Below are 18,626 nucleotides of genomic sequence, written 5' to 3'. Positions count from 1 at the left end.
GAGGCCGGGCCCAACAAAGGCATCCGCCCGGACCGACGCACGCCATCACCCCTGGTGATGGCGGCCCGAGGACGCCGGACGCCACCTCTCTAGTCGGAGGCATCGAGGCCCGGTTCGCTGTAGGCATCCGCCCGGCGCCCACGTGACCGCCACCACCACAAGCACCAGGACCGTGCACCTGTCTAACCGGAGGCCTTCCACGGCCGGAGTGGCAGAAGACGTCACGGTCCCAGGAATCAAACAAACCCGGCAGAACCACCTGGGTGATGCTGGACCCGTTAGCAACGAATTAGGTTCGTTGAGAGCCGTCGATCATCAAGGAGTACATCGAGAACCAGAAGCGTCCCGGCTGAGGTCAACCGTGCGGACCCGTGGGAACTTGCGGGTCAGAGCAGTCCAGAGAAGCGCTTCCTCCCGGGCGTGAACGACGCCCGGTGTTTCGCGCCAGATCCCGCTGAAATCCCCGTGGAGATCGGGAAAGATGCTGCGGGAGCGGGCGACCGCCGCCCGCCCTGGCCGCAAGCGAATGGAGCGCACACATGACTTCTCCGGGTCCCGCGGATCTCGTCGTCGCCCGGGCCTCGCTCGACGACTGGTCGGTGATCAGCGGGTGGGCGGGGGACGAGGGATGGAATCCGGGGCTGTCCGACGCACCGAGCTTCTTCGCCCAGGATCCCGAGGGCTTCTTCATCGGCAGGATCGACGGGCAGCCGGTCTCGGCCGTCTCGGTCGTGACGTACGACGCCGACTACGCCTTCCTGGGCTTTTACCTCGTACGACCGGATCTGCGCGGCCGCGGCCACGGCCTCACCACCTGGAAGACGGCCCTCGCCCACGCCGGCGGCCGGACCGTCGGTCTGGACGGTGTGGTGGCGCAGCAGGACAACTACCGCAAGTCCGGCTTCGAACTCGCCCACCGCACCGTCCGGTTCACCGGAACCGTGCCGGCGGGGCAGACGCCACCGGGGGTGCGGCCCGCGGAAGCGGCCGACTTCGCGTCCATCGCGGCGTACGACAGCGCCTGCTGCCCGGCCGACCGCCCCCGCTTCCTGGAGCGGTGGCTCACCGGTCCCGGCCACCGCACCTTCGTCCGCGTCGCCGACGGCCACCTCACCGGCTACGCGGTGATCCGGCCCGCCCTCGACCGCCCGCGCGTCGGCCCGCTGTTCGCCGACACCGCCGAGGACGCCCGCGCCCTCCTGCTGGCGCTGGCCGCCGACGCTCCTGGCGGCGAGGTCGCCATCGACATCCCCGAGTCGAACGCGCCGGGCGTCGCCCTCGCCGAGGACTTCGGACTCACCCCCTCCTTCGAAACGGCCCGGATGTACACCGGCCCGGTCAGGCCGTTCAGCGGCGAGCGCGTCTACGGGGTCACCACGCTGGAGCTGGGCTAGGTCCTGTCGTCACATTCCCGTCGTCCGCCCGGAGGTCGGGCCCTGCGGCGTCAAGGGGGTCCCTCCCTGTTCGAGCGAAGCCGAGAACTTGGGGGCGCGTGCATGGCGTCGAGGGACAGACGGGAATGTGACGACAGGGCCTAGGACCTGTCCGGCGGACAGGCCCTGGGTCAGGCGGCGGAGCGTTCGTCGGGCAGGCGGCGGCGCAGGGCGGTCTGCTGGATGGCGGGTGGGTTGTAGGCCATGTCGAGCGTCCCGATGTCGGTGCCGGGCGGCACGATCGCGTCGATCTGGTCGAGGATCTCGTCGGGCAGAGTGGTCTCCGCGCCTGCGAGGAGGTCGTCCAAGTGGGCCATCGTGCGCGGTCCGATGATCGCGGAGGTGACGCCGGGGTGGGCGATCGCGAACGCGACGGCCAGGTGTGTCAGCGGCATCCCCGCCTTCTCTGCCAGGGGAATGAGCTGTTCGACGGCGTCGAGCCGGCGCTCGTCGCTGAGGTGCTTGAAGCCGAAGGCGGCACGGTGGCTGTCGGCCTGCCGGCCCTTGCGGTAGCGGCCGGTCAGCAGGCCGCCCGCGAGCGGGCTGTAGACCAGGGCGCCCATGCCGTAGCGCTCGCAGACGGGCAGCACCTCGCGCTCGATGCCGCGGTTGAGGATCGAGTACGTCGGCTGCTCGCTGCGGAACCGCATCAGGCCGCGCCGCTCGGCGACCCACTGTGCCTCGACGATGTCCGAGGCGGGGAGGGAGGAGGTGCCGATGGCCCGCACCTTGCCCGCGCGCACCAGGTCGGTGAGGGCCGAGAGGGTCTCTTCCACGTCGGTGTCCGGGGCGGGCCGGTGGATCTGGAACAGGTCGACGTGGTCGGTTCCGAGCCGGCGCAGGGAGTCCTCCAGCGCGCGGACCAGCCAGCGCCGCGAGTTGCCCTGCTGGTTGGGGTCGTCACCCATGGGGAGGTGGGCCTTGGTGGCGAGCACGACATCGTCCCGGCGGCCCTTGAGGGCCTTGCCGACGATTTCCTCGGACTCGCCGCGTGAGTAGGCGTCCGCGGTGTCGACGAAGTTGATGCCCGCGTCCAGCGCCTTGTGGATGATCCGGACGGAGTCGTCGTGGTCGGGGTTGCCGATGGCGCCGAACATCATCGCGCCCAGACAGTACGGACTGACCTTGATGCCGGTTCGGCCTAGTGTGCGGTACTTCATGAGTCTCCTTGTGCGTCGGCCGGTGTCCGTCGCGGCGCGTTAGGCTGGCAGAAACGGAACAGTGTTCAGCCTAGACGATACGGAACAGTGTTCCGGTTAGCAAGGAGAACTATCGTGAGCGAGGAAACGGCTCGGGAAGCCGGCGCCGTCGCGGCGCAAGGGCAGCCCCGTAAGCGGCTGCGTGCCGACGCGCAACGCAGCACCGACGCCCTGCTCACGGCGGCCGCGGAAGTCTTCGCCACCTCGGGAGTGGACGCACCCGTGCGTGAGATCACCGCCAAGGCGGGTGTGGGAGCCGGCACCCTCTACCGCCACTTCCCGCAACGCTCGGACCTCATCGCCGCGGTCTTCCGCCACGAAGTCGACGCCTGCGCCGACGCCGCACCCTCCCTGGCGGCGCGATACGAACCGGCCGAAGCGCTCGCCAAGTGGCTCCAGCGCTTCGCCGGCTTCATCGCCACGAAACGCGGACTCAGTGCGGCCCTGCACTCGGGGGACCCGGCCTACGACACCCTGCCCTCCTACTTCCAGCAGCGCTTCATGCCCGTCCTCGGCGCGCTCCTCGACACCGCGGCGAAGGCCGGCGAGATCCGCTCCGACGTCGACCCCGAAGACCTCCTGGTCGCCACACGCAATCTGACCCTGCCCGCCCAGGAAGACGACAACGGCCACACCCCACGCATGATCGCCCTGCTCGTCGACGGACTCCGCTACGGCGCCCCCACCCGGGAAACCCGCTGAAGGTCGGGCGTCCGGACAGGTCCGGGTGCTCTGCGGGCGGGGTGTCAGACGGGGCGCCGCGCGGGGAACGCCCGCCGCCGCCCCACGGCCACCACACCGACCGCGGCGGCGATCAGCGGGAGTGACGTCCAGGGAAGAGCCATGGCTCCCGCGCTCTCCAGGACGAGTCCTCCGGTGAGGGAACCGGCCGCGATGCCGGCGTTGTAGACGGTGGTCTGCAGAGAGGTGGCCACGTCGGCGTGGGCGGGGCCGGAGGCGTCGACCAGCGCGGTCTGGATCAGCGTCGGCGCTCCGCCGAACGCGGCGCCCCACAGGGCGACCGAGACGAGGAGCACGAGGGGGTCGCCCGCGGACACGGCCAGCGCCGCCATCGCGCAGCCGATCAGGGCCAGGGCCGTCAGCAGTGTGCGGCGCAGGTGCGCGTCCACCAGGGCGCCGACGATCCAGATCCCCACGACCGTGGCCACCCCGAACACCAGCAGGACGAGACCGGTGCGGCCGAAACCGGTGTGCTCGGCGAAGGGGGCGACGTACGTGTACATCACCTGGTGCCCCAGCAGCAGGAGCAGGGTCACGGAAAGGACGGTCACGATGCCGGGGAGTGCGGCGACCCGGCGCAGGGGCACCCGCGCGCCCGCCGGCTCGCCGGGCAGGCCCGGCACCCGCCACCGCACCCAGAGAACGAGCAGCGCGGCGAGTACGGACAGGACGCCGAAGGCCGCGCGCCAGCCGACGGCGTCCGCCAGCGCGGTGCCCGCGGGCACGCCCAGCGACAGGGCGAGGGTGATGCCCCCGAGGACGATCGCGATCGCACGGCCGCGCCGCTCGGCGGGCACCATCCGGGCCGCGTACCCGACGAGCATCGCCCACAGCGTGCCACCCATGACCCCGGCCCCGAGCCGGGCCGCGAAGGTGAGCGCGTACCAGGACGACACCGCGGTGACGGCGTTGCAGAAGGCGAAACCCAGGAGGGTGCCGGTCAGTACCCGGCGGCGCGGCAGTCCGCGCAGCGCTGTCGTGAGGGGCACCGCGGCGAGGAAGGACGCGAGCGCGTAACCGGTCACCAGGAAACCGACCCGTCCCTCGGACACCCCCAGGGCCGGAGCCATCCGCGGCAGCAGACCGGCGGGCAGCAGTTCGGTCAGTACGGCGGTGAAGGCGGCCGTGGACAGGGCGAGCAGCCCCGAGAGCGGCAGCCCGGAGACGGGCAGGGCGGTGCCGTTGGCGGGCGGTGCGAGCGACATGCGACCATGCTGAAACCTTCACATCAGTGTGAAGGCAAGCGCGCCTGCCCCGGAGGGCGGAGACATGAGGATCGGTGAGCTGTCGCGCCGCACCGGCGTCCCCACCCGGATGCTGCGCTACTACGAGGAACAGGGCCTGCTGCGCCCCGAGCGGGCCGCCAACGGCTATCGCTCGTACGGCGAGGGGGCCGTCCCGTGCGTACGGCAGATCCGCGGGCTGCTCGACTCCGGGCTCACCACCGAGATCATCCGTGTCATCCTGCCGTTCCTGTCCGACCCCGGCGAGATCCATCTCCATCCCGAGTGCCTGACCCAGGAGACCGCCGCACTCCTGCGGGGCGAGATCGACCGCATCCAGAGCCGTATCGACTGCCTGGCCCGCAACCGGGACGCGCTGCGGGCCTATCTCGACGTGGTTCAGCCGGAGGCACTGCGGCCGTGAGGCCGGCGCACGGCAGCCGTCAGTTGGCGAGCGCCCGGGCGCGCTGGGCCGCCTCGCTCACGGATCCGTGGTGCACCGGGCCGTGCCCGGGCAGCAGGACGTCCGCCGAGAGTGCCTCGATGAGCTTCAACGACGCGAGGGCGTTCGCGCGCTCGGCGTGGAACATGTCGGGCAGCAGTTGCGGTCCCCGTATCCGCGAGGTGGGGTGACCGCTGACCAGGGCGTCGCCGGAGATCACGATGCCGGCGTCCGGCAGGTGATAGACGCAGTGTCCGGCGGTGTGCCCGGGGGTGTGCACCGGCACCGGACCGCCGGGAAGATCGAGCGCCCCCTCGCCGGGGAACGGCGAGGGCCGGGTCATCCGGACGTCCGCCGTGCCGCCGGACCGGAGCGCGTGCACCGCCCAGGGCAGCACGCCGGGGCGCCAGGCCTGGCGCATCACCTCGCCCACGCTCACCTGCTGGAGGAAATCGCGGCGCGCGTGCGCCACCTCCTCCTCGTGCAGATGGACCGGGACGCCGTAGGCGCTGCTCAGGTACTCGGCCGACCCGACATGGTCGTTGTGCGCGTGGGTGATGAGTACGGCGCTGATGGCCTCGGGGGAGTGGCCGAGCGCGTCGAGGGAGGCGAGGACGTCCGGGCGGTCGCCCGGATATCCGGTGTCGATCAGGGTGACGGCGTCCCCCTCGGCCAGGATCACCCAGTTGGTGTTGCTGCCGTGAACCAGATGGATTCCGGCCGCTACCTCGACGATCGCGTCCTCGCGCATGACCATCCCGATGCTTGAGATCTTTCCCGGCCGGGTCGGGCCGGGTCGAACAGAAGGTATCGCGTGCGGGCGGCAACGCGACGGGCGGCCACCGGGGCACGGACGCGTTCACCGGCGGCGTGGCCGAACGTGAACGGGCCCTGTCGGCAAGGGACTTGACGCGTCCGCGGAATGGCGGCTCCCATATGGCGAGTCTCGTTGACTTTTGTTCGAGTCTGCGAACAAACCGCTCGAGGGAGAGCCGCATGTCCCCCCATTCGCACACCACGCGCCTCAGGGGCCTCCTGAAGCGCGCAGCCGTTCATGGCGCCGTCCTGGGCCTGGCCGTCGCCGGATTGGCCGGAGTCGGACGCTCCGCCACTCCGCTCACCGCCGAGCCGACCGCCGTCAGCACCAACCAGATCGGCGTCGCCCCGGCGCCGATGGGCTGGGCGTCCTGGAACACCTTCGCCAGCGTCGTCGACTACAACACCATCAAGGCCCAGGCCGACGCCCTCGTGTCGTCCGGCATGGCCGCCGCGGGCTACAAATACGTCAACATCGACGAGGGCTGGTGGCTGGGCACCCGCGACAGCAGCGGCAACATCACCGTCGACACCGCCAAGTGGCCCGGCGGGATGAAGGCCATCGTCGACTACATCCACAGCAAGGGCCTCAAGGCCGGTATCTACACCGACGCGGGCAAGAACGGCTGCGGCTACTACTACCCGACCCCCTCGGGCACGCCCGCCGCCCCCAACACCGGCATGGAAGGGCACAATCAGCAGGACCTGGAGACCTTCCAGAACTGGGGCTTCGACTTCCTGAAGATCGACTGGTGCGGCGGTGACGCCGAGGGACTCGACCAGGAGACGACATACAAGGCGATCCGTGACGCCAACACCGCCGCGACCGCCGTCACCGGCCACTCACTCGTGCTGTCACTGTGCGAGTGGGGCACGGGCAACCCGTGGAACTGGGCCGCCGGCACGGGTGCGATGTGGCGCACCAGCACCGACATCGTCTACTACCCCGACAACCCGACGATGACCAACATCCTGGCCAACTTCGACAAGTCGCTGCACCCCGCCGCCCAGCACACCGGCTACTACAACGACCCGGACATGATGACGGTCGGCATGAACGGCCTGAGCGCCGCCCAGAACCGCACTCACATGGGCCTGTGGGCGATCTCCGGCGCCCCGCTGCTCGCGGGCAACAACCTGGCCACCATGAGTGCGACGACCGCCTCGATCCTCACCAACTCCGAGGTCATCGCGATCGACCAGGACCCGCGCGGCCTCCAGGGCGTCAAGGTCGCCGAGGACAGCACCGGCCTGCAGGTCTACAGCAAGATCCTCTCCGGCACCGGAAAGCGCGCGGTCCTGCTGCTGAACCGTACGTCCGCCGCGGCGAACATCTCCGCCCGCTGGCAGGACATGGGTCTGACCACCGCCTCCGCCGCCGTACGCAACGTCTGGGCGGCGTCCAACGCCGGTTCGTACGCGACGAGTTACACCACCAGCGTCCCCGCGGGCGAGGGCGTGCTGCTCACCGTCTCCGGCACCGAGGCGTCCGGGACGACGTACGAGGACACCACCTCCGCGACGACCCCGGCCTTCACCGGAGTCACGGCGTCCGCCGCGGGCACCAAGCTGATCGACATCACCTACGCCAACGGCGGTGCCGCGGACCGCAAGGCGACGCTTCAGGTGGGCGGCCAGTACGCGCAGACGCTGGCCTTCCCGCCCACCGGCTCGGCGACCACCTACCGGACCGTCTCCGTCCTCGCGTCCCTGGCGAAGGGCTCCAACACGCTGACCTTCGGAGCCTCGGGCACCGCGCCCGACATCGACGCCGTGGCCGTGCGCGCCGTCCCGGGCACCAACGGGACGGCGGTCGTCGGTACCGGATCCGGACGGTGCCTGGACTTCTTCAAGAACACGATCACCAACAACAGCCAGGCCGAACTGTGGGACTGCGGCGGTGGCCAGAACCAGACGTTCACCTACACCTCGCGCAGTGAACTGGTGGTCTACGGAAACAAGTGCCTCGACGCCTACAACAGCGGCACCGCCAACGGCACCAAGGTCGTCCTGTGGGACTGCAACGGCGGCACCAACCAGAAGTGGACCTTCAACTCCAACGGAACCGTCACCAACAACGTCTCGGGCCTGTGCCTGGACGCGCTGGGCGCCGCGACGGCGGGCGGAACCCTGATCGACCTCTGGTCGTGCAACGGCGGATCCAACCAGCAGTGGACCCGCAACTGAACCGCGTCTGACCAGGGACGAAACACCGGGGCGGGGTGGCCTGATCGCCTCCGCCCCGGTGCAAGGCCGTTGCCCTATGCGCGCCGGGGTGCTGGAGTGACCCCATGGATCACGTTGCGGTACTGGCTCTGTTCGACCGGGACATGCGGGAGGACGCGCGGCCCGACAGCCCAGGAGCCCGGGTCGAGCGCATCGACAAGGTGGTGCGCCAGGTCGGCACCGAGCAGGGCTGGAACGGGGTGATCTGGTCGGACCTTGACGAATCGATCGCCGACGCCGCGATCGCCGAGCAGATGCGCTACTTCGGCGAACTCGGCCGCGAGTTCGAGTGGAAGCTGTACGGGCACGACAAGCCCGAGGACCTGGGGAAGCGGCTGCGCGCCGCCGGGTTCGTCGCCCAGCCCGAAGAGACCCTGATGATCGCCGAGCTGGGCGACCTCGCGCTCGACGCCCAGCCGCCCGAGGGTGTACGGCTGCTGCCCGTCACCGACCGCGCGGGCGTCGACCTCGTCGCGGACGTCCACGAACAGGCCTTCGGCACGGACAGCACCCGGATGCGCCACCAACTCCTCGCCCAGCTCACCGGCGACGAGGACAACGTCGTCGCGGTGGTGGCCCTCGCCGGTGACGTCCCGGTCAGCGCCGCCCGCATGGAGATGGTCCCCGGCACCCGCTTCGCCGGCCTCTGGGGCGGCGGCACCGTCGACTCCTGGCGCCGCCGCGGCATCTACCGCGCGCTCGTCGCCCATCGCGCCCGCGTCGCCGCCGAGCGCGGCTACCGCTACGTCCAGGTCGACGCCACCAGCCAGAGCCGCCCGGTCCTCGCCCGCCTGGGCTTCGAACCCCTGACCACCACAACGCCGTACGTGTACGGGTGACACCGGACGCCATCCGGGCGGAGATGGCGTCACTGACCGCCGGTCGGCCGAGGCGGCTGTAGGCCGGCCCGGCCCTTCAACTCGTCGCCGGCATCCGGCACTTCCATGCGCACCCGGCATACCGCCGTTCGGCGAACCGATCGATCTGCCCGAGATCGGCATCGGCGAGCGACCGCCGCCCCTCCTCCCGCACCGCCGAGACGGCCGCGTCCAGGAGACGGCCGCCTACCACCCGGCGCCGCTCGGCCCGATGGACGGCCCCGTCAGCGGCGCACCTTCACCCGGTCGAGCGCCGCGACACCCACCGCCGCGAGTCCGATCTGAATGATCCACTCGATCCAGTCGATGCCCTTCGTGTTCGCCACGCCGAACGCGGCGGCGATCCCCGAGCCGATGAACGCGGCCGCGATGCCGACGAGGATCGTCCACAGGATGCCGATGCGCTGGCGTCCCGGGACCACGAGCCGGCCCAGTACGCCGATGATGATGCCGATGAGAATGGCACTGATGATGCCTGAGATCTCCATCTCCGCCCCTTTTTGTCAGGACCCACGTAGTTAGGTGTGTTCCCCCTGCGGGCGAAGACAGTCCGTTCGGCTTTCCGGCCGTCCCGTGTCCGGTCCGGCGGGCTCCTGTTCAGTCGCGTTCCTGCCATGTACCGTTCAATAATCTGTTGCGCGGTAGACGGCCAACCACCGTTCTACGCGCGCAGACTTGGCGCCCGCACCGCCTCTCCCCACCCCTCATGGAGGTTCGCCGGATGCTCGGATTCAGAAGATCCCGCCACAGACTCACCACGGCCACGGCCGTGTTCGGACTGCTCGTCGCGGGTGCGGCCGTCCAGGCGTCCGCGGCCGCTCCGGCCGCCGCCGCGACCCCGCACCGCATCCTGTTCGACAACGCCCACGCCGAGACCGCGGGCAACGCCGACTGGATCATCTCCACCAGCCAGCCCGACCCGCTCGGCCAGGACTCCTCGCCGTCCTCGGAGACCGACTGGACCGGAGCCCTCTCCTCCTGGGGTGTGGCCCTGCAGAAGACCGGCGACTACAGCCTGAAGACGCTGCCTTCGGGCTCCAGCCTGGCCTACGGCGGCTCGACGGCCACCGACCTGTCGAACTTCGACACGCTGGTGCTGCCCGAGCCCAACACGCTCTTCACGACCGCGGAGAAGACCGCGATCATGACGTTCGTGAAGAACGGCGGCGGTCTGTTCATGATCTCCGACCACACCGGCGCCGACCGCAACAACGACGGTGAGGACGCGGTCGAGATCCTCAACGACCTGATGACCAACAACAGCGTCGACTCCACCGACCCGTTCGGCTTCTCCATCGACTCGCTGAGCATCAGCTCCGACTACCCGAGCGCCATCAGCGACAGCAGCAACGCGGTCCTGCACGGCTCGTTCGGTACGGTCACCAAGAGCCTGATCGCCAGTGGTACGACGGCCACGCTCAAGCCCGCCGACAACTCGGCCGTCAAGGGCCTGCTCTACCGCACCGGATACTCCGGCAACACCGGCGCCTTCTTCGCCACCAGCACCTTCGGCAGCGGCCGTGTGGCGTTCTGGGGCGACAGCTCCCCGATCGACGACGGCACCGGCCAGTCCGGCAACACCCTGTACGACGGCTGGAACGACACCGGCGCCACCAACGCGGCCCTCGCCCTGAACGCCACCGAGTGGCTCGCGGGCGCCAGCAGCAGCGGCGGTGGCGGTGGAGGGGGCGGCGGCACCTGCACGGCCGCCCAGTTGCTCGCCAACCCCGGCTTCGAGTCCGGCAGCACGTCATGGACGGCGACCAGCGGTGTCATCACCAACAGCTCCGGCGAGGCGGCCCGTACGGGCTCCTACAAGGCCTGGCTGAACGGCTACGGTTCGGCCAACACGGACACGCTCTCCCAGTCGGTCACCATCCCGTCCGGCTGCGCGGCCACCCTGAACTTCTATCTCCACGTGGACACGGCCGAGACGACCACCAGCACGGCGTACGACACCCTCAAGGCCCAAGTGCTGAACAGCAGCGGCACGGTCCTGTCGACGCTCGCCACGTACTCGAACCTGAACGCCGCGTCGGGCTACACGCTGCGCAGCTTCGACCTGTCCGGCTACGCCGGGCAGACGGTCACCGTCAAGTTCACCGGCACCGAGGGCTCCACCCTCCAGACGTCGTTCGTCCTCGACGACACGGCGCTCAACGTGAGTTGAGCGCGAACGAGCGAGAGGGCGGGCCCGGGAACGGGCCCGCCCGTCGCGCACCGGAGTTCGGGGCGTTCGCCGAGTCAGGCGACGTGATGCGTCTTGACGCCGTCGGCGTTGAGCGAGGTCTTATGCTGCGCGAGGGTCACCCTCCGTGTCGGGTGGATCGGGTGTCGGCCGCCGGGACGGTCGTCTCTGGCGTGTTCCATCCCGAGACCCGTACTCGGGGCGCCGAACCGTGCAGATCGGCCGTCCGGTAGGTGGCGGTGAGTGTCGCCGACTCGCCGGGCCACAGGCTGACCTGGTTGTCGGACCACTGAACGGGCAGGACGGGCTTCCCGGCCGAGTCCACGAGGTGCACGTCGGTCAGCAGCGACGGCGTCCGCCCCGTCCCGGTGTTCCGCAGCGTGACCGTCGTCGTAGAAGCGCCGTCCATACCGGCCGAGGTCGAAGCCGTCGCCGAGACCGGCGCCTGTGCCATGGAGCTGAGCCCTTTGAGGTCCGCGTAGCTCGTCGTCGGCGTGTAGTACCAGTCGGTCTTGGCCCAGTCGAGGGTGTCGGGCTTGGTGGACAGCCAGTAGACGTTGCGGCTGACCTCCTTGCCCTCGGCGTCGGTGAGGACGAGGCGTGCCAGGTAGGTCGTCGACAGACCGCTCACGGAGGACGGCACGGTGAGGGGAGTGCTGTGGGCGCCGTCCCCGTCCACGTCCACCCCGGTCGCCGTCCTGTCGTACTTCTGTGTGCCGTCGGTGTTGAAGAGCGTGACCCGGGCCGTGAGCCCGGACGCGGAGTCGTGCCGGTTGTTCACGACGACGACCGAACGGGTGTCGTAGGAGTACTGGATGTGCAGCGGCTCGTTCGCCTTCCTGGCCCCGAAGTAGGCACCACCCTGGTCCAGGTAACGATCCATCAACTGCCAGTGCAGCGACGTCCATCCGCTGTTGAACATCCAGTAGACGACCCCGGTCGCGGGCTTGGCGGAGTCGGTGGCGTTGCGCCCGTACGCCTCGTACTGCGCACGCACGTTCTCGTACTGGGCGAGCTGTGCCTTGCGTACGTAGTCGGTCAGGCCGCTCGGCGCTCCGTACCGTCCCGCGAGCGCGTCGTCGTACAGCTTGAGCGTGCCGAAGGTCGACGACGGTGAGCGGTGGTACTGCTTGGTGGCCGGGCTCTTCCACAGGGTGTCCAGCTCGGCGGGGGACATCATGCGGCGCAGGGTGTCGAGGGTGGGGATGTCGGGGCCCGCGCTGGTCTCGGAGTTGAAGCCGGTGGCGCCGCCCTCGCGCTTGGCGTACCAGTAGTTCGGCGGGATCCAGTCGTAGGGCCCGGTCATCTTCATGCCCGAACTGCCGCTGATCGGCGAGGACTTGTCGGAGGCGGCGGCGACCACGGGGTTCGGCCAGTCGGCGGCGTCCAGCGCGTCGAGGTAGTTCTTCTCGATCGTCGCGTCCGGCGCGAAGTCGCTGCCGATGAGGAAGGAGATGACGCTCGGGTGGTCGCGCAGCCGGGCGGCCTCGGCGGCCATCGACGCCTTGGCGACGGGATAGTCGGCCGCGGTCCACTTCTCGCCGGCCTCGCTGCCGTTGACGTTCCCCTCCCACTTGTCGCAGCACTCCCAGCCGGGCAGCGTGAGGATGCCGTACCGGTCGGCGAGGTCGAAGAACTCGTCCGGCTCGATATGGCCTTCGAGGCGGATGGTGTTGAGGCCGAGGTCGAGCGCGTACTTCAGCCGGTCCTCGGTATACGTCCGGTCCCAGCGCAGGAACTCGTCCGGGGACCAGCCGCCGCCCTTGATGAGCAGCCTGTGGCCGTTGACGCTGTACTGCCGGGCGCCGTCGGAGTTGAGGGGCGCCTTCACCTCGCGGATGCCGAAGTTCTCGTGCGCGGTGTCCGAGGCGGTGCCGCCGACGGAGGCCGTCAGGTCGAGGCCGTACAAGGGCTGTCCGCCCATGCCCGCGGGCCACCACACCTTTGGTGCGCTCAGATGCAGGCCGGGGGTGTCGGTGGGGGAGAAGGTGACGGTCTTCGTCTCGTGTGCGGCGAGGGAAACGGTCTTGCTGAAGGAGGCGTCCGAGCCGACACTGCCGGACACCGTCGCCGTGACGGGAGCGCTCGTCTCGTTGCGGGCCTGTGCCTTGACCGTCAGGTTCGCGGAGGCGAGCGAGGGGACGGCGAGCTCGGTGACGACGTGCGCGTCGCGCAGTGCGACCGGACCGCCCCGGCGGACGAGAACGTCACGCACGATGCCCATGTTCTGGTCGGGCGGAGGCTGGAGCCAGTCCAACCAGCCCATGGTCAGGTTCTTGGTGGGCTGGTTGGGCCGGATGCGGAAGGCGACCGTGTTCGTGCCCGATCGCACCAGCGAGGTGATGTCGAGTTCGTGCCGCGTGTAGGCGCCCGCGACATCGGCGGCGGTGGCGACCTGCTGGCCGTTGACGTAGACGTCCGCCGCCGAGATCACCCCGCTGAAGTCCAGGTAGCTGCGCTCGGTGGTGTCGGTGACCGTGAAGTCCGAGCGGTACCACCAGGGGACCTGGAAGTCGGCCTTCGGGATCTTCTGCTGGTTGGTCGAGTAGAACGGGTCGGCGTACTTCCCGTCCGCGAGCAGCGCCGCGAGGACGGTGGAGCGGGAACCCGCGCGGTACCAGCCGCGCGCCGGATAGCCCGGGCTCGAGACGTCGGACGCCGCGTCCGTGACCTCGGCTGTCGACTGGATCGCGTACCCGGACAGCGCGGTGCTGCTGCCCGCGGTGGCGGGCACCGGGGTGACCGGTGAGCGTGCGGCCGCGTCGGGCCCGGCGCTCCGGGACTCGCCCCACGCGCTGGTCGAGAGGGTGCACAGGAGGCACAGGGCGACGGCGGCCGTGGCGGAACGCCGTCTTGGGGCAGGGCGATGGAACACGGTGGTCTCCTTGGGGGTGGGGAGCATCCGCGCTACGGGACTGCATGTCGGCACTGCGAGGCATGAGCGAGGCAGGGGCAAGAAGTTGCGAGCCGGGCCCGCAAGTTAGGAAACTTTACTAACTGGCGCACAAGCTAGGCGGCCGAGCAATCGGTGTCAATCACCCAAGGCGAGTGCCCCGCTCAGGACGCCGAGCGTCGCTCGAACACCACGTCCCTCGCGGTCCCGAGGGCCGTCGCCACCGCGCCCAGCAGAACCGCGTCCTCGCCCAGCCGACTCGGCACGATCTTCGGACGCAGGGGTGTGAGCGTACGCAGGGTCTCGCGCACGGGCCGCAGCAGCAGGTCGATGCTGTGGCCCACGCCGCCGCCGAGCACGACCAGATCGGGATCGAGCACCGCGGCGGCCGCGGCCACCGTATAGGCGATCCGCTCACCCTCCAGCCGTACCGCCCGCACCGCGGCGGGGTCTCCTTCGCGCGCCGCGTCGAACACGGCCTTGGCCGTGAGCTGGCCGGTCATACCGAACTGCCGCGCGGCCTCGACGACGGCCTCCCCCGACACCGCGTCCTCCAGCGTCTCCGGCTTCTGCCGCCCCGGCCACGGCAGGAACCCGATCTCCCCGGCCCCGCCGCGCGCCCCCGTGAACAGCCGTCCCTCGCTCACCACGCCCATGCCGAGACCGGTGCCGATCAGGATGTACGTGAACAGCCGGCTGCCCGCGCCGACGCCGTACGTGTACTCGCCGAGCGCCGCGAGGTTCGCGTCGTTGTGCACCTCCAGCGGGATGCCCAACTCCTCGTGCATCCGGTCGAACAGGCCCGCGCGGCCCCACCCGGGCAGATGCATCGCGTACCGCACCCGGCGCCGTTCCTCGTCGTACACGCCCGGCGTGCCCACCACCGCGTGCGCCACCTCGTGCGCTCCCACGCCGGAGTTGGCGACGACCTGGTGGGCGGTGGAAACGACGAGGTCGGCCATGGCGCCCGAACTGCGCGCCCGATTGCGCACGTCGGCGCGGGCGACCACACCGCCGTCCAGATCGGCGACCGCCACCCGCAGCCAGCTGCGCCCGATGTCGATGCCGAGCGCGTACCCGGCCGCGGGATCCGGGGCGTAGAGCACCGCCACCCGGCCGCGCTCGGGTGCATGCGTGCCCGCCTCACGCACCAGCCCCGCCTCCTCCAGCGCCGCGAGCGCGCTGGAGACCGTCGGCTTCGACAGCCCCGTCTCCCGCGCGAGCTGAGCCCGCGAGGCGGCACCGCCCGTGCGCAGCCGGTCGAGCAGCAGCCGCTCATTGGTGCTGCGCAGCCGCTGCCGGTTCCAGGGCTGTTCGGGCTGCGCTATGGCGTCGCTGGCGGGCATCGCACCATTCTCACGCATGCCTGACACCCTCTTGACGCATCTAGTAAGTCTCCTTAACTTTATCGCCCAGTCAGCCTCGCCGGGCCGGCCGAACGGGAGCCCGCCTCCCCGCGTCCCGATATCAGGAGACCCCTATGTCCGGTAGCCCGCCACCCACCGGCGGTTTCGTCCGCCGAGTCGGCCTGTTCCAGGCCACCGCCATCAACATGAGCCAGATGTGCGGCATCGGCCCGTTCGTGACGATCCCGCTGATGGTTGCCGCGTTCGGCGGCCCGCAGGCGATCATCGGGTTCGTCGCGGGTGCGATCCTGGCCCTCGCAGACGGCCTGATCTGGGCCGAGCTGGGCGCGTCCATGCCCGGCTCCGGCGGCAGTTACGTGTATCTCCGCCAGGCCTTCCAGTACCGCACCGGACGCCTCATGCCGTTCCTGTTCGTCTGGACGGCCATGCTCTTCATTCCCCTGATCATGTCCACCGGCGTGGTCGGCTTCGTCCAGTACCTCGGCTACCTGGCTCCCGACATGGGCAAGACGACGGGGGACCTCATCGGCCTGGCCGTCGTCGCCCTCGTGGTGCTGCTCCTGTGGCGCGGAATCGAACACATCGCCCGCATCACGGCGGTCATGTGGGCGGTCATGATCACCTCGGTCCTCCTGGTGATCATCGCCGCGGCCACCGACTTCAGCGCCCACCTGGCCTTCACCTATCCGGCGCACGCCTTCGAACTGTCCAGCAGCCACTTCTGGATCGGCTTCGCCGCGGGCCTGACCATCGGCATCTACGACTACCTGGGCTACAACACCACCGCGTACATGGGCGCCGAGATCAAGGATCCGGGCCGGACCCTGCCCCGCTCCATCATCTTCTCCATCCTCGGCATCATGGCGATCTACCTCCTCCTCCAGATCGGCACCCTCGGCGTCATCGACTGGCACCGCATGACCGATCCGACGGACATCGCCTCCACCTCCGTCGCCTCGGCCGTCCTCGAAAAGACCTGGGGCAAGGGAGCCGCCGACACGGTCACGGTCCTCATCCTCATCACCGCGTTCGCCTCGGTCTTCACCGGACTCCTCGGCGGCTCGCGCGTCCCCTACGACGCCGCCCGCGACCGCGTCTTCTTCCGCCCGTACGCCAAGCTGCACCCCAAGCACCGCTTCCCGATGCTGGGCCTGGCGACCATGGGTGTCATCACGGCGATCGGCTTCCTCATCGGCCGCCACACCGACCTGACCACCCTGATCCAACTCCTCACCACCGTCATGGTGATCGTCCAGGCCCTGGCCCAGATCGTCGCCCTCTCCGTCCTGCGCAAGCGCCGGCCCACCCTCCACCGCCCCTACAAGATGTGGCTCTACCCGATCCCCAGCCTTCTCGCCCTCGTCGGCTGGCTCACGATCTACGGTTACGCCGACAAGAACTCCCCGGGCCGCCACCCCATCGAATGGTCCCTGGCCTGGGTGGCCCTGGGCTGCGTCGCCTTCGTCGTCTGGGCGAACCTGGAAAAGGTGTGGCCCTTCGGCCCGAAGGAGATCAACGAGGAGTACTTGACCACCCCGACCCCGGACACAGCGCCCGCCGGAACGTGAGAGATCGACGACCCGCACCCGCCAACGCACGGAAGGGGCCGTGGCGGTACGTCGCAAGCCCGTCGCTTACGTTCGGATCTGGAAACGGCTCCCTACAGGGCAACGCCTGATCCGGCGGCGACGGGTTCGACGTACCGCCACGGCCCCGCGCCACCCACGACCGCGCAGGCGCCTGCCCCACCCACGGCCGCGTCGGCGCCCGCCCCACCCACGACCGCGTCGGCGCCCGTCACCCCCCGATCCCCGCGCAACGCAACGCCGCCCGGACCTCGTCCGCCGGATCCCCCCGGTGGTAGGGCCGCTCCGAAGGCTCGATGCCGTCCAGGAACTCCTGATACCGGACGGCGTACGTGAGATGGGCCAGCGGCCCGGCGACATCGAGCGCCCGGGCCGGGTCACTGCCGGGCACCCGCGACTTCCAGGCCGCCACCCAGTCCCGGGCGGCCGCCGCACGACCCGGCTCGGGAAGGAAGCCCTGGACGCGCAGCCCGTCAAGCACGGGATTGCCCCAATAGGCATCGGCGAAGTCCACCACGACAGGCGCCCCACCGTCGCTTCGCCAGTTCCCGGGGTGGAAGTCACCGTGCACCAGCGTGTCGGGCAGCCCACACTCCGACAGAAGCTCCCACCGCCCGGCCAACTCCCGAGCTCCCCGCACCTCCCGCTCGGTCAACTCCTCGGCGAGGGGCCCGTCGAGCAGATCACGAACCGCCACCTCAAGAACCGGCGCACGCCAATCCCGCACCCCCGCCACCACGCCGTACTCGCCCGAACCCCCGGAGGCGACCGCGGACTGCGCGGCAACGAACCGCTCCACCGCCGCACCGACCGTCTCCGGCGTGGCCCCCCAGCAGTCCTCACCGGGAATGTGCTCCATCAGGACGCGCCGCTCACCCACGCCGAGGAGCGGAGGAACGAGCCCCGGGTCGACCCCCGCGAACACGGCGATGACGGCGGACTCGTCCGCCGCGAAGTGCGGTGTCGCCTTGAGCCAGACCGGACCGCGCGCGGTGGGCAGACGAAAGAGCCCGGACAGATTCCAGGTACGCCGCTGCACGACCGGACCGCTCACCGGCCGCCCCGCCGAAGCCAGCTCCCCGGCCGCCCATTCGAGGAGTTCGCGCAGCCCCTCCGCCCGGGCCCACGGCGATCTGAGCGCCTCCGCACCGTCCAACACCACGGTCTCGACGGGACGTTGATCCAGCAGACCACTCGCCGGACGCTCCAACACCTCGACGTGGTACGTCACATGGCCGTCCCGCCCGCGCGCACCCCCCTCCACGTCCAGCAGACGCAGTACCAGCACGGGCACCCCGAGCAGTCCCTCCAACCACTCGACGACCGGCCCCACTTCGGACCACCAGGGAACGTCCACGGCGAACGGCCCCGCGCTCCCGAGGAACTCGTCACCCGAAGTCACCCACGCACTCACAGTTCTTGTCACCGCGCGAGTGTGAACGACCGGACGCGCTCCCGGCCAGCGATTATCGGCGGCCGGGACGCGCGCATCGGAAGGGGAGCGGAGCCGATGCGGCGACTCCGCTCCCCTTCCCCCGGGTCCCCCAACCCGGTCCCCCCCCGCGGGCCCTGTGGCCTTCCGGGCCGGAGCGCCCCCCGCGCGCCCCGGACCGAAATCCTTCTGTCCGACCCCG

General features: G+C 70.2%; 14 protein-coding genes. 7 read left to right on the top strand and 7 right to left on the bottom strand.

Annotated elements, in window-relative coordinates:
* Positions 1-539: 539 nt before the first annotated feature.
* A complete protein-coding gene (locus ACFVWD_RS03500; protein WP_389593734.1) occupies positions 540-1,394 on the top strand; it encodes a GNAT family N-acetyltransferase in 855 nt (284 codons plus the stop codon).
* A 170-nt stretch (positions 1,395-1,564) separates the two neighbouring features.
* Here the strand turns inward: ACFVWD_RS03500 and ACFVWD_RS03495 are convergent, their stop codons facing one another.
* Positions 1,565-2,593, bottom strand: a complete 1,029-nt coding sequence (locus tag ACFVWD_RS03495; protein WP_389593733.1) for an aldo/keto reductase — start codon at positions 2,591-2,593, stop codon at positions 1,565-1,567.
* Positions 2,594-2,707: 114 nt separating this feature from the next.
* On the opposite strand from ACFVWD_RS03495, the gene ACFVWD_RS03490 reads away from it, so the two are divergent.
* Positions 2,708-3,334, top strand: coding sequence for a TetR/AcrR family transcriptional regulator (locus ACFVWD_RS03490; RefSeq protein WP_389593731.1), 627 nt, complete (start codon positions 2,708-2,710; stop codon positions 3,332-3,334).
* A gap of 44 nt (positions 3,335-3,378) precedes the next feature.
* Here the strand turns inward: ACFVWD_RS03490 and ACFVWD_RS03485 are convergent, their stop codons facing one another.
* Positions 3,379-4,578 carry an MFS transporter gene (locus ACFVWD_RS03485; protein ID WP_389593729.1) on the bottom strand — a complete coding sequence of 400 codons (1,200 nt, stop codon included), beginning with the start codon at positions 4,576-4,578 and terminating at the stop codon, positions 3,379-3,381.
* Between the two features lie 64 nt (positions 4,579-4,642).
* On the opposite strand from ACFVWD_RS03485, the gene ACFVWD_RS03480 reads away from it, so the two are divergent.
* A complete protein-coding gene (locus tag ACFVWD_RS03480; protein ID WP_389593727.1) occupies positions 4,643-5,020 on the top strand; it encodes a MerR family transcriptional regulator in 378 nt (125 codons plus the stop codon).
* 19 nt (positions 5,021-5,039) lie between these two features.
* On the opposite strand, the gene ACFVWD_RS03475 is transcribed toward ACFVWD_RS03480, so the two are convergent.
* Positions 5,040-5,789, bottom strand: a complete 750-nt coding sequence (locus tag ACFVWD_RS03475) for an MBL fold metallo-hydrolase (RefSeq protein WP_389593725.1) — start codon at positions 5,787-5,789, stop codon at positions 5,040-5,042.
* 245 nt (positions 5,790-6,034) lie between these two features.
* Between ACFVWD_RS03475 and ACFVWD_RS03470 the strand changes: the two genes are divergently transcribed.
* Together ACFVWD_RS03470 and ACFVWD_RS03465 are read left to right on the top strand one after the other, a co-directional pair.
* The gene (locus tag ACFVWD_RS03470; protein WP_389593723.1) at positions 6,035-8,041 is read left to right on the top strand and encodes a ricin-type beta-trefoil lectin domain protein; all 2,007 of its coding nucleotides are present in this window, start codon (positions 6,035-6,037) and stop codon (positions 8,039-8,041) included.
* Between the two features lie 104 nt (positions 8,042-8,145).
* Positions 8,146-8,919, top strand: coding sequence for a GNAT family N-acetyltransferase (locus tag ACFVWD_RS03465; protein WP_389593721.1), 774 nt, complete (start codon positions 8,146-8,148; stop codon positions 8,917-8,919).
* A 263-nt stretch (positions 8,920-9,182) separates the two neighbouring features.
* On the opposite strand, the gene ACFVWD_RS03460 is transcribed toward ACFVWD_RS03465, so the two are convergent.
* A complete protein-coding gene (locus ACFVWD_RS03460; RefSeq protein ID WP_101407207.1) occupies positions 9,183-9,446 on the bottom strand; it encodes a hypothetical protein in 264 nt (87 codons plus the stop codon).
* Positions 9,447-9,679: 233 nt separating this feature from the next.
* On the opposite strand from ACFVWD_RS03460, the gene ACFVWD_RS03455 reads away from it, so the two are divergent.
* Positions 9,680-11,128 carry a hydrolase gene (locus ACFVWD_RS03455; protein ID WP_389593719.1) on the top strand — a complete coding sequence of 483 codons (1,449 nt, stop codon included), beginning with the start codon at positions 9,680-9,682 and terminating at the stop codon, positions 11,126-11,128.
* 136 nt (positions 11,129-11,264) lie between these two features.
* On the opposite strand, the gene ACFVWD_RS03450 is transcribed toward ACFVWD_RS03455, so the two are convergent.
* Together ACFVWD_RS03450 and ACFVWD_RS03445 are read right to left on the bottom strand one after the other, a co-directional pair.
* A complete protein-coding gene (locus ACFVWD_RS03450; RefSeq protein WP_389593717.1) occupies positions 11,265-14,021 on the bottom strand; it encodes a sugar-binding domain-containing protein in 2,757 nt (918 codons plus the stop codon).
* Between the two features lie 182 nt (positions 14,022-14,203).
* Positions 14,204-15,403, bottom strand: coding sequence for an ROK family protein (locus ACFVWD_RS03445; RefSeq protein ID WP_389593715.1), 1,200 nt, complete (start codon positions 15,401-15,403; stop codon positions 14,204-14,206).
* A 116-nt stretch (positions 15,404-15,519) separates the two neighbouring features.
* Here ACFVWD_RS03445 and ACFVWD_RS03440 point away from each other — a divergent pair, with 116 nt between their 5' ends.
* On the top strand, positions 15,520-16,974 hold the full coding sequence (locus ACFVWD_RS03440) for an APC family permease (RefSeq protein ID WP_389593713.1): 1,455 nt from the start codon (positions 15,520-15,522) through the stop codon (positions 16,972-16,974).
* A gap of 229 nt (positions 16,975-17,203) precedes the next feature.
* On the opposite strand, the gene ACFVWD_RS03435 is transcribed toward ACFVWD_RS03440, so the two are convergent.
* Positions 17,204-18,418 carry an aminoglycoside phosphotransferase family protein gene (locus ACFVWD_RS03435; protein ID WP_389593711.1) on the bottom strand — a complete coding sequence of 405 codons (1,215 nt, stop codon included), beginning with the start codon at positions 18,416-18,418 and terminating at the stop codon, positions 17,204-17,206.
* Positions 18,419-18,626: the final 208 nt, after the last annotated feature.

It is taken from the genome of Streptomyces sp. NPDC058086, assembly GCF_042885015.1.
Taxonomy (GTDB): domain Bacteria; phylum Actinomycetota; class Actinomycetes; order Streptomycetales; family Streptomycetaceae; genus Streptomyces.
This window is presented reverse-complemented; position numbering and strand designations above follow the sequence as displayed.

What these genes read in the sequence shown, in the direction of transcription:
- ACFVWD_RS03500 (WP_389593734.1), top strand. Translation starts at nt 540, where the DNA reads ATGACTTCTCCGGGTCCCGCGGATCTCGTCGTCGCCCGGGCCTCGCTC.
- ACFVWD_RS03495 (WP_389593733.1), bottom strand. Translation starts at nt 2,593, where the DNA reads ATGAAGTACCGCACACTAGGCCGAACCGGCATCAAGGTCAGTCCGTAC.
- ACFVWD_RS03485 (WP_389593729.1), bottom strand. Translation starts at nt 4,578, where the DNA reads ATGTCGCTCGCACCGCCCGCCAACGGCACCGCCCTGCCCGTCTCCGGG.
- ACFVWD_RS03480 (WP_389593727.1), top strand. Translation starts at nt 4,643, where the DNA reads ATGAGGATCGGTGAGCTGTCGCGCCGCACCGGCGTCCCCACCCGGATG.
- ACFVWD_RS03475 (WP_389593725.1), bottom strand. Translation starts at nt 5,789, where the DNA reads ATGCGCGAGGACGCGATCGTCGAGGTAGCGGCCGGAATCCATCTGGTT.
- ACFVWD_RS03470 (WP_389593723.1), top strand. Translation starts at nt 6,035, where the DNA reads ATGTCCCCCCATTCGCACACCACGCGCCTCAGGGGCCTCCTGAAGCGC.
- ACFVWD_RS03465 (WP_389593721.1), top strand. Translation starts at nt 8,146, where the DNA reads ATGGATCACGTTGCGGTACTGGCTCTGTTCGACCGGGACATGCGGGAG.
- ACFVWD_RS03460 (WP_101407207.1), bottom strand. Translation starts at nt 9,446, where the DNA reads ATGGAGATCTCAGGCATCATCAGTGCCATTCTCATCGGCATCATCATC.
- ACFVWD_RS03455 (WP_389593719.1), top strand. Translation starts at nt 9,680, where the DNA reads ATGCTCGGATTCAGAAGATCCCGCCACAGACTCACCACGGCCACGGCC.
- ACFVWD_RS03445 (WP_389593715.1), bottom strand. Translation starts at nt 15,403, where the DNA reads ATGCGTGAGAATGGTGCGATGCCCGCCAGCGACGCCATAGCGCAGCCC.
- ACFVWD_RS03440 (WP_389593713.1), top strand. Translation starts at nt 15,520, where the DNA reads ATGTCCGGTAGCCCGCCACCCACCGGCGGTTTCGTCCGCCGAGTCGGC.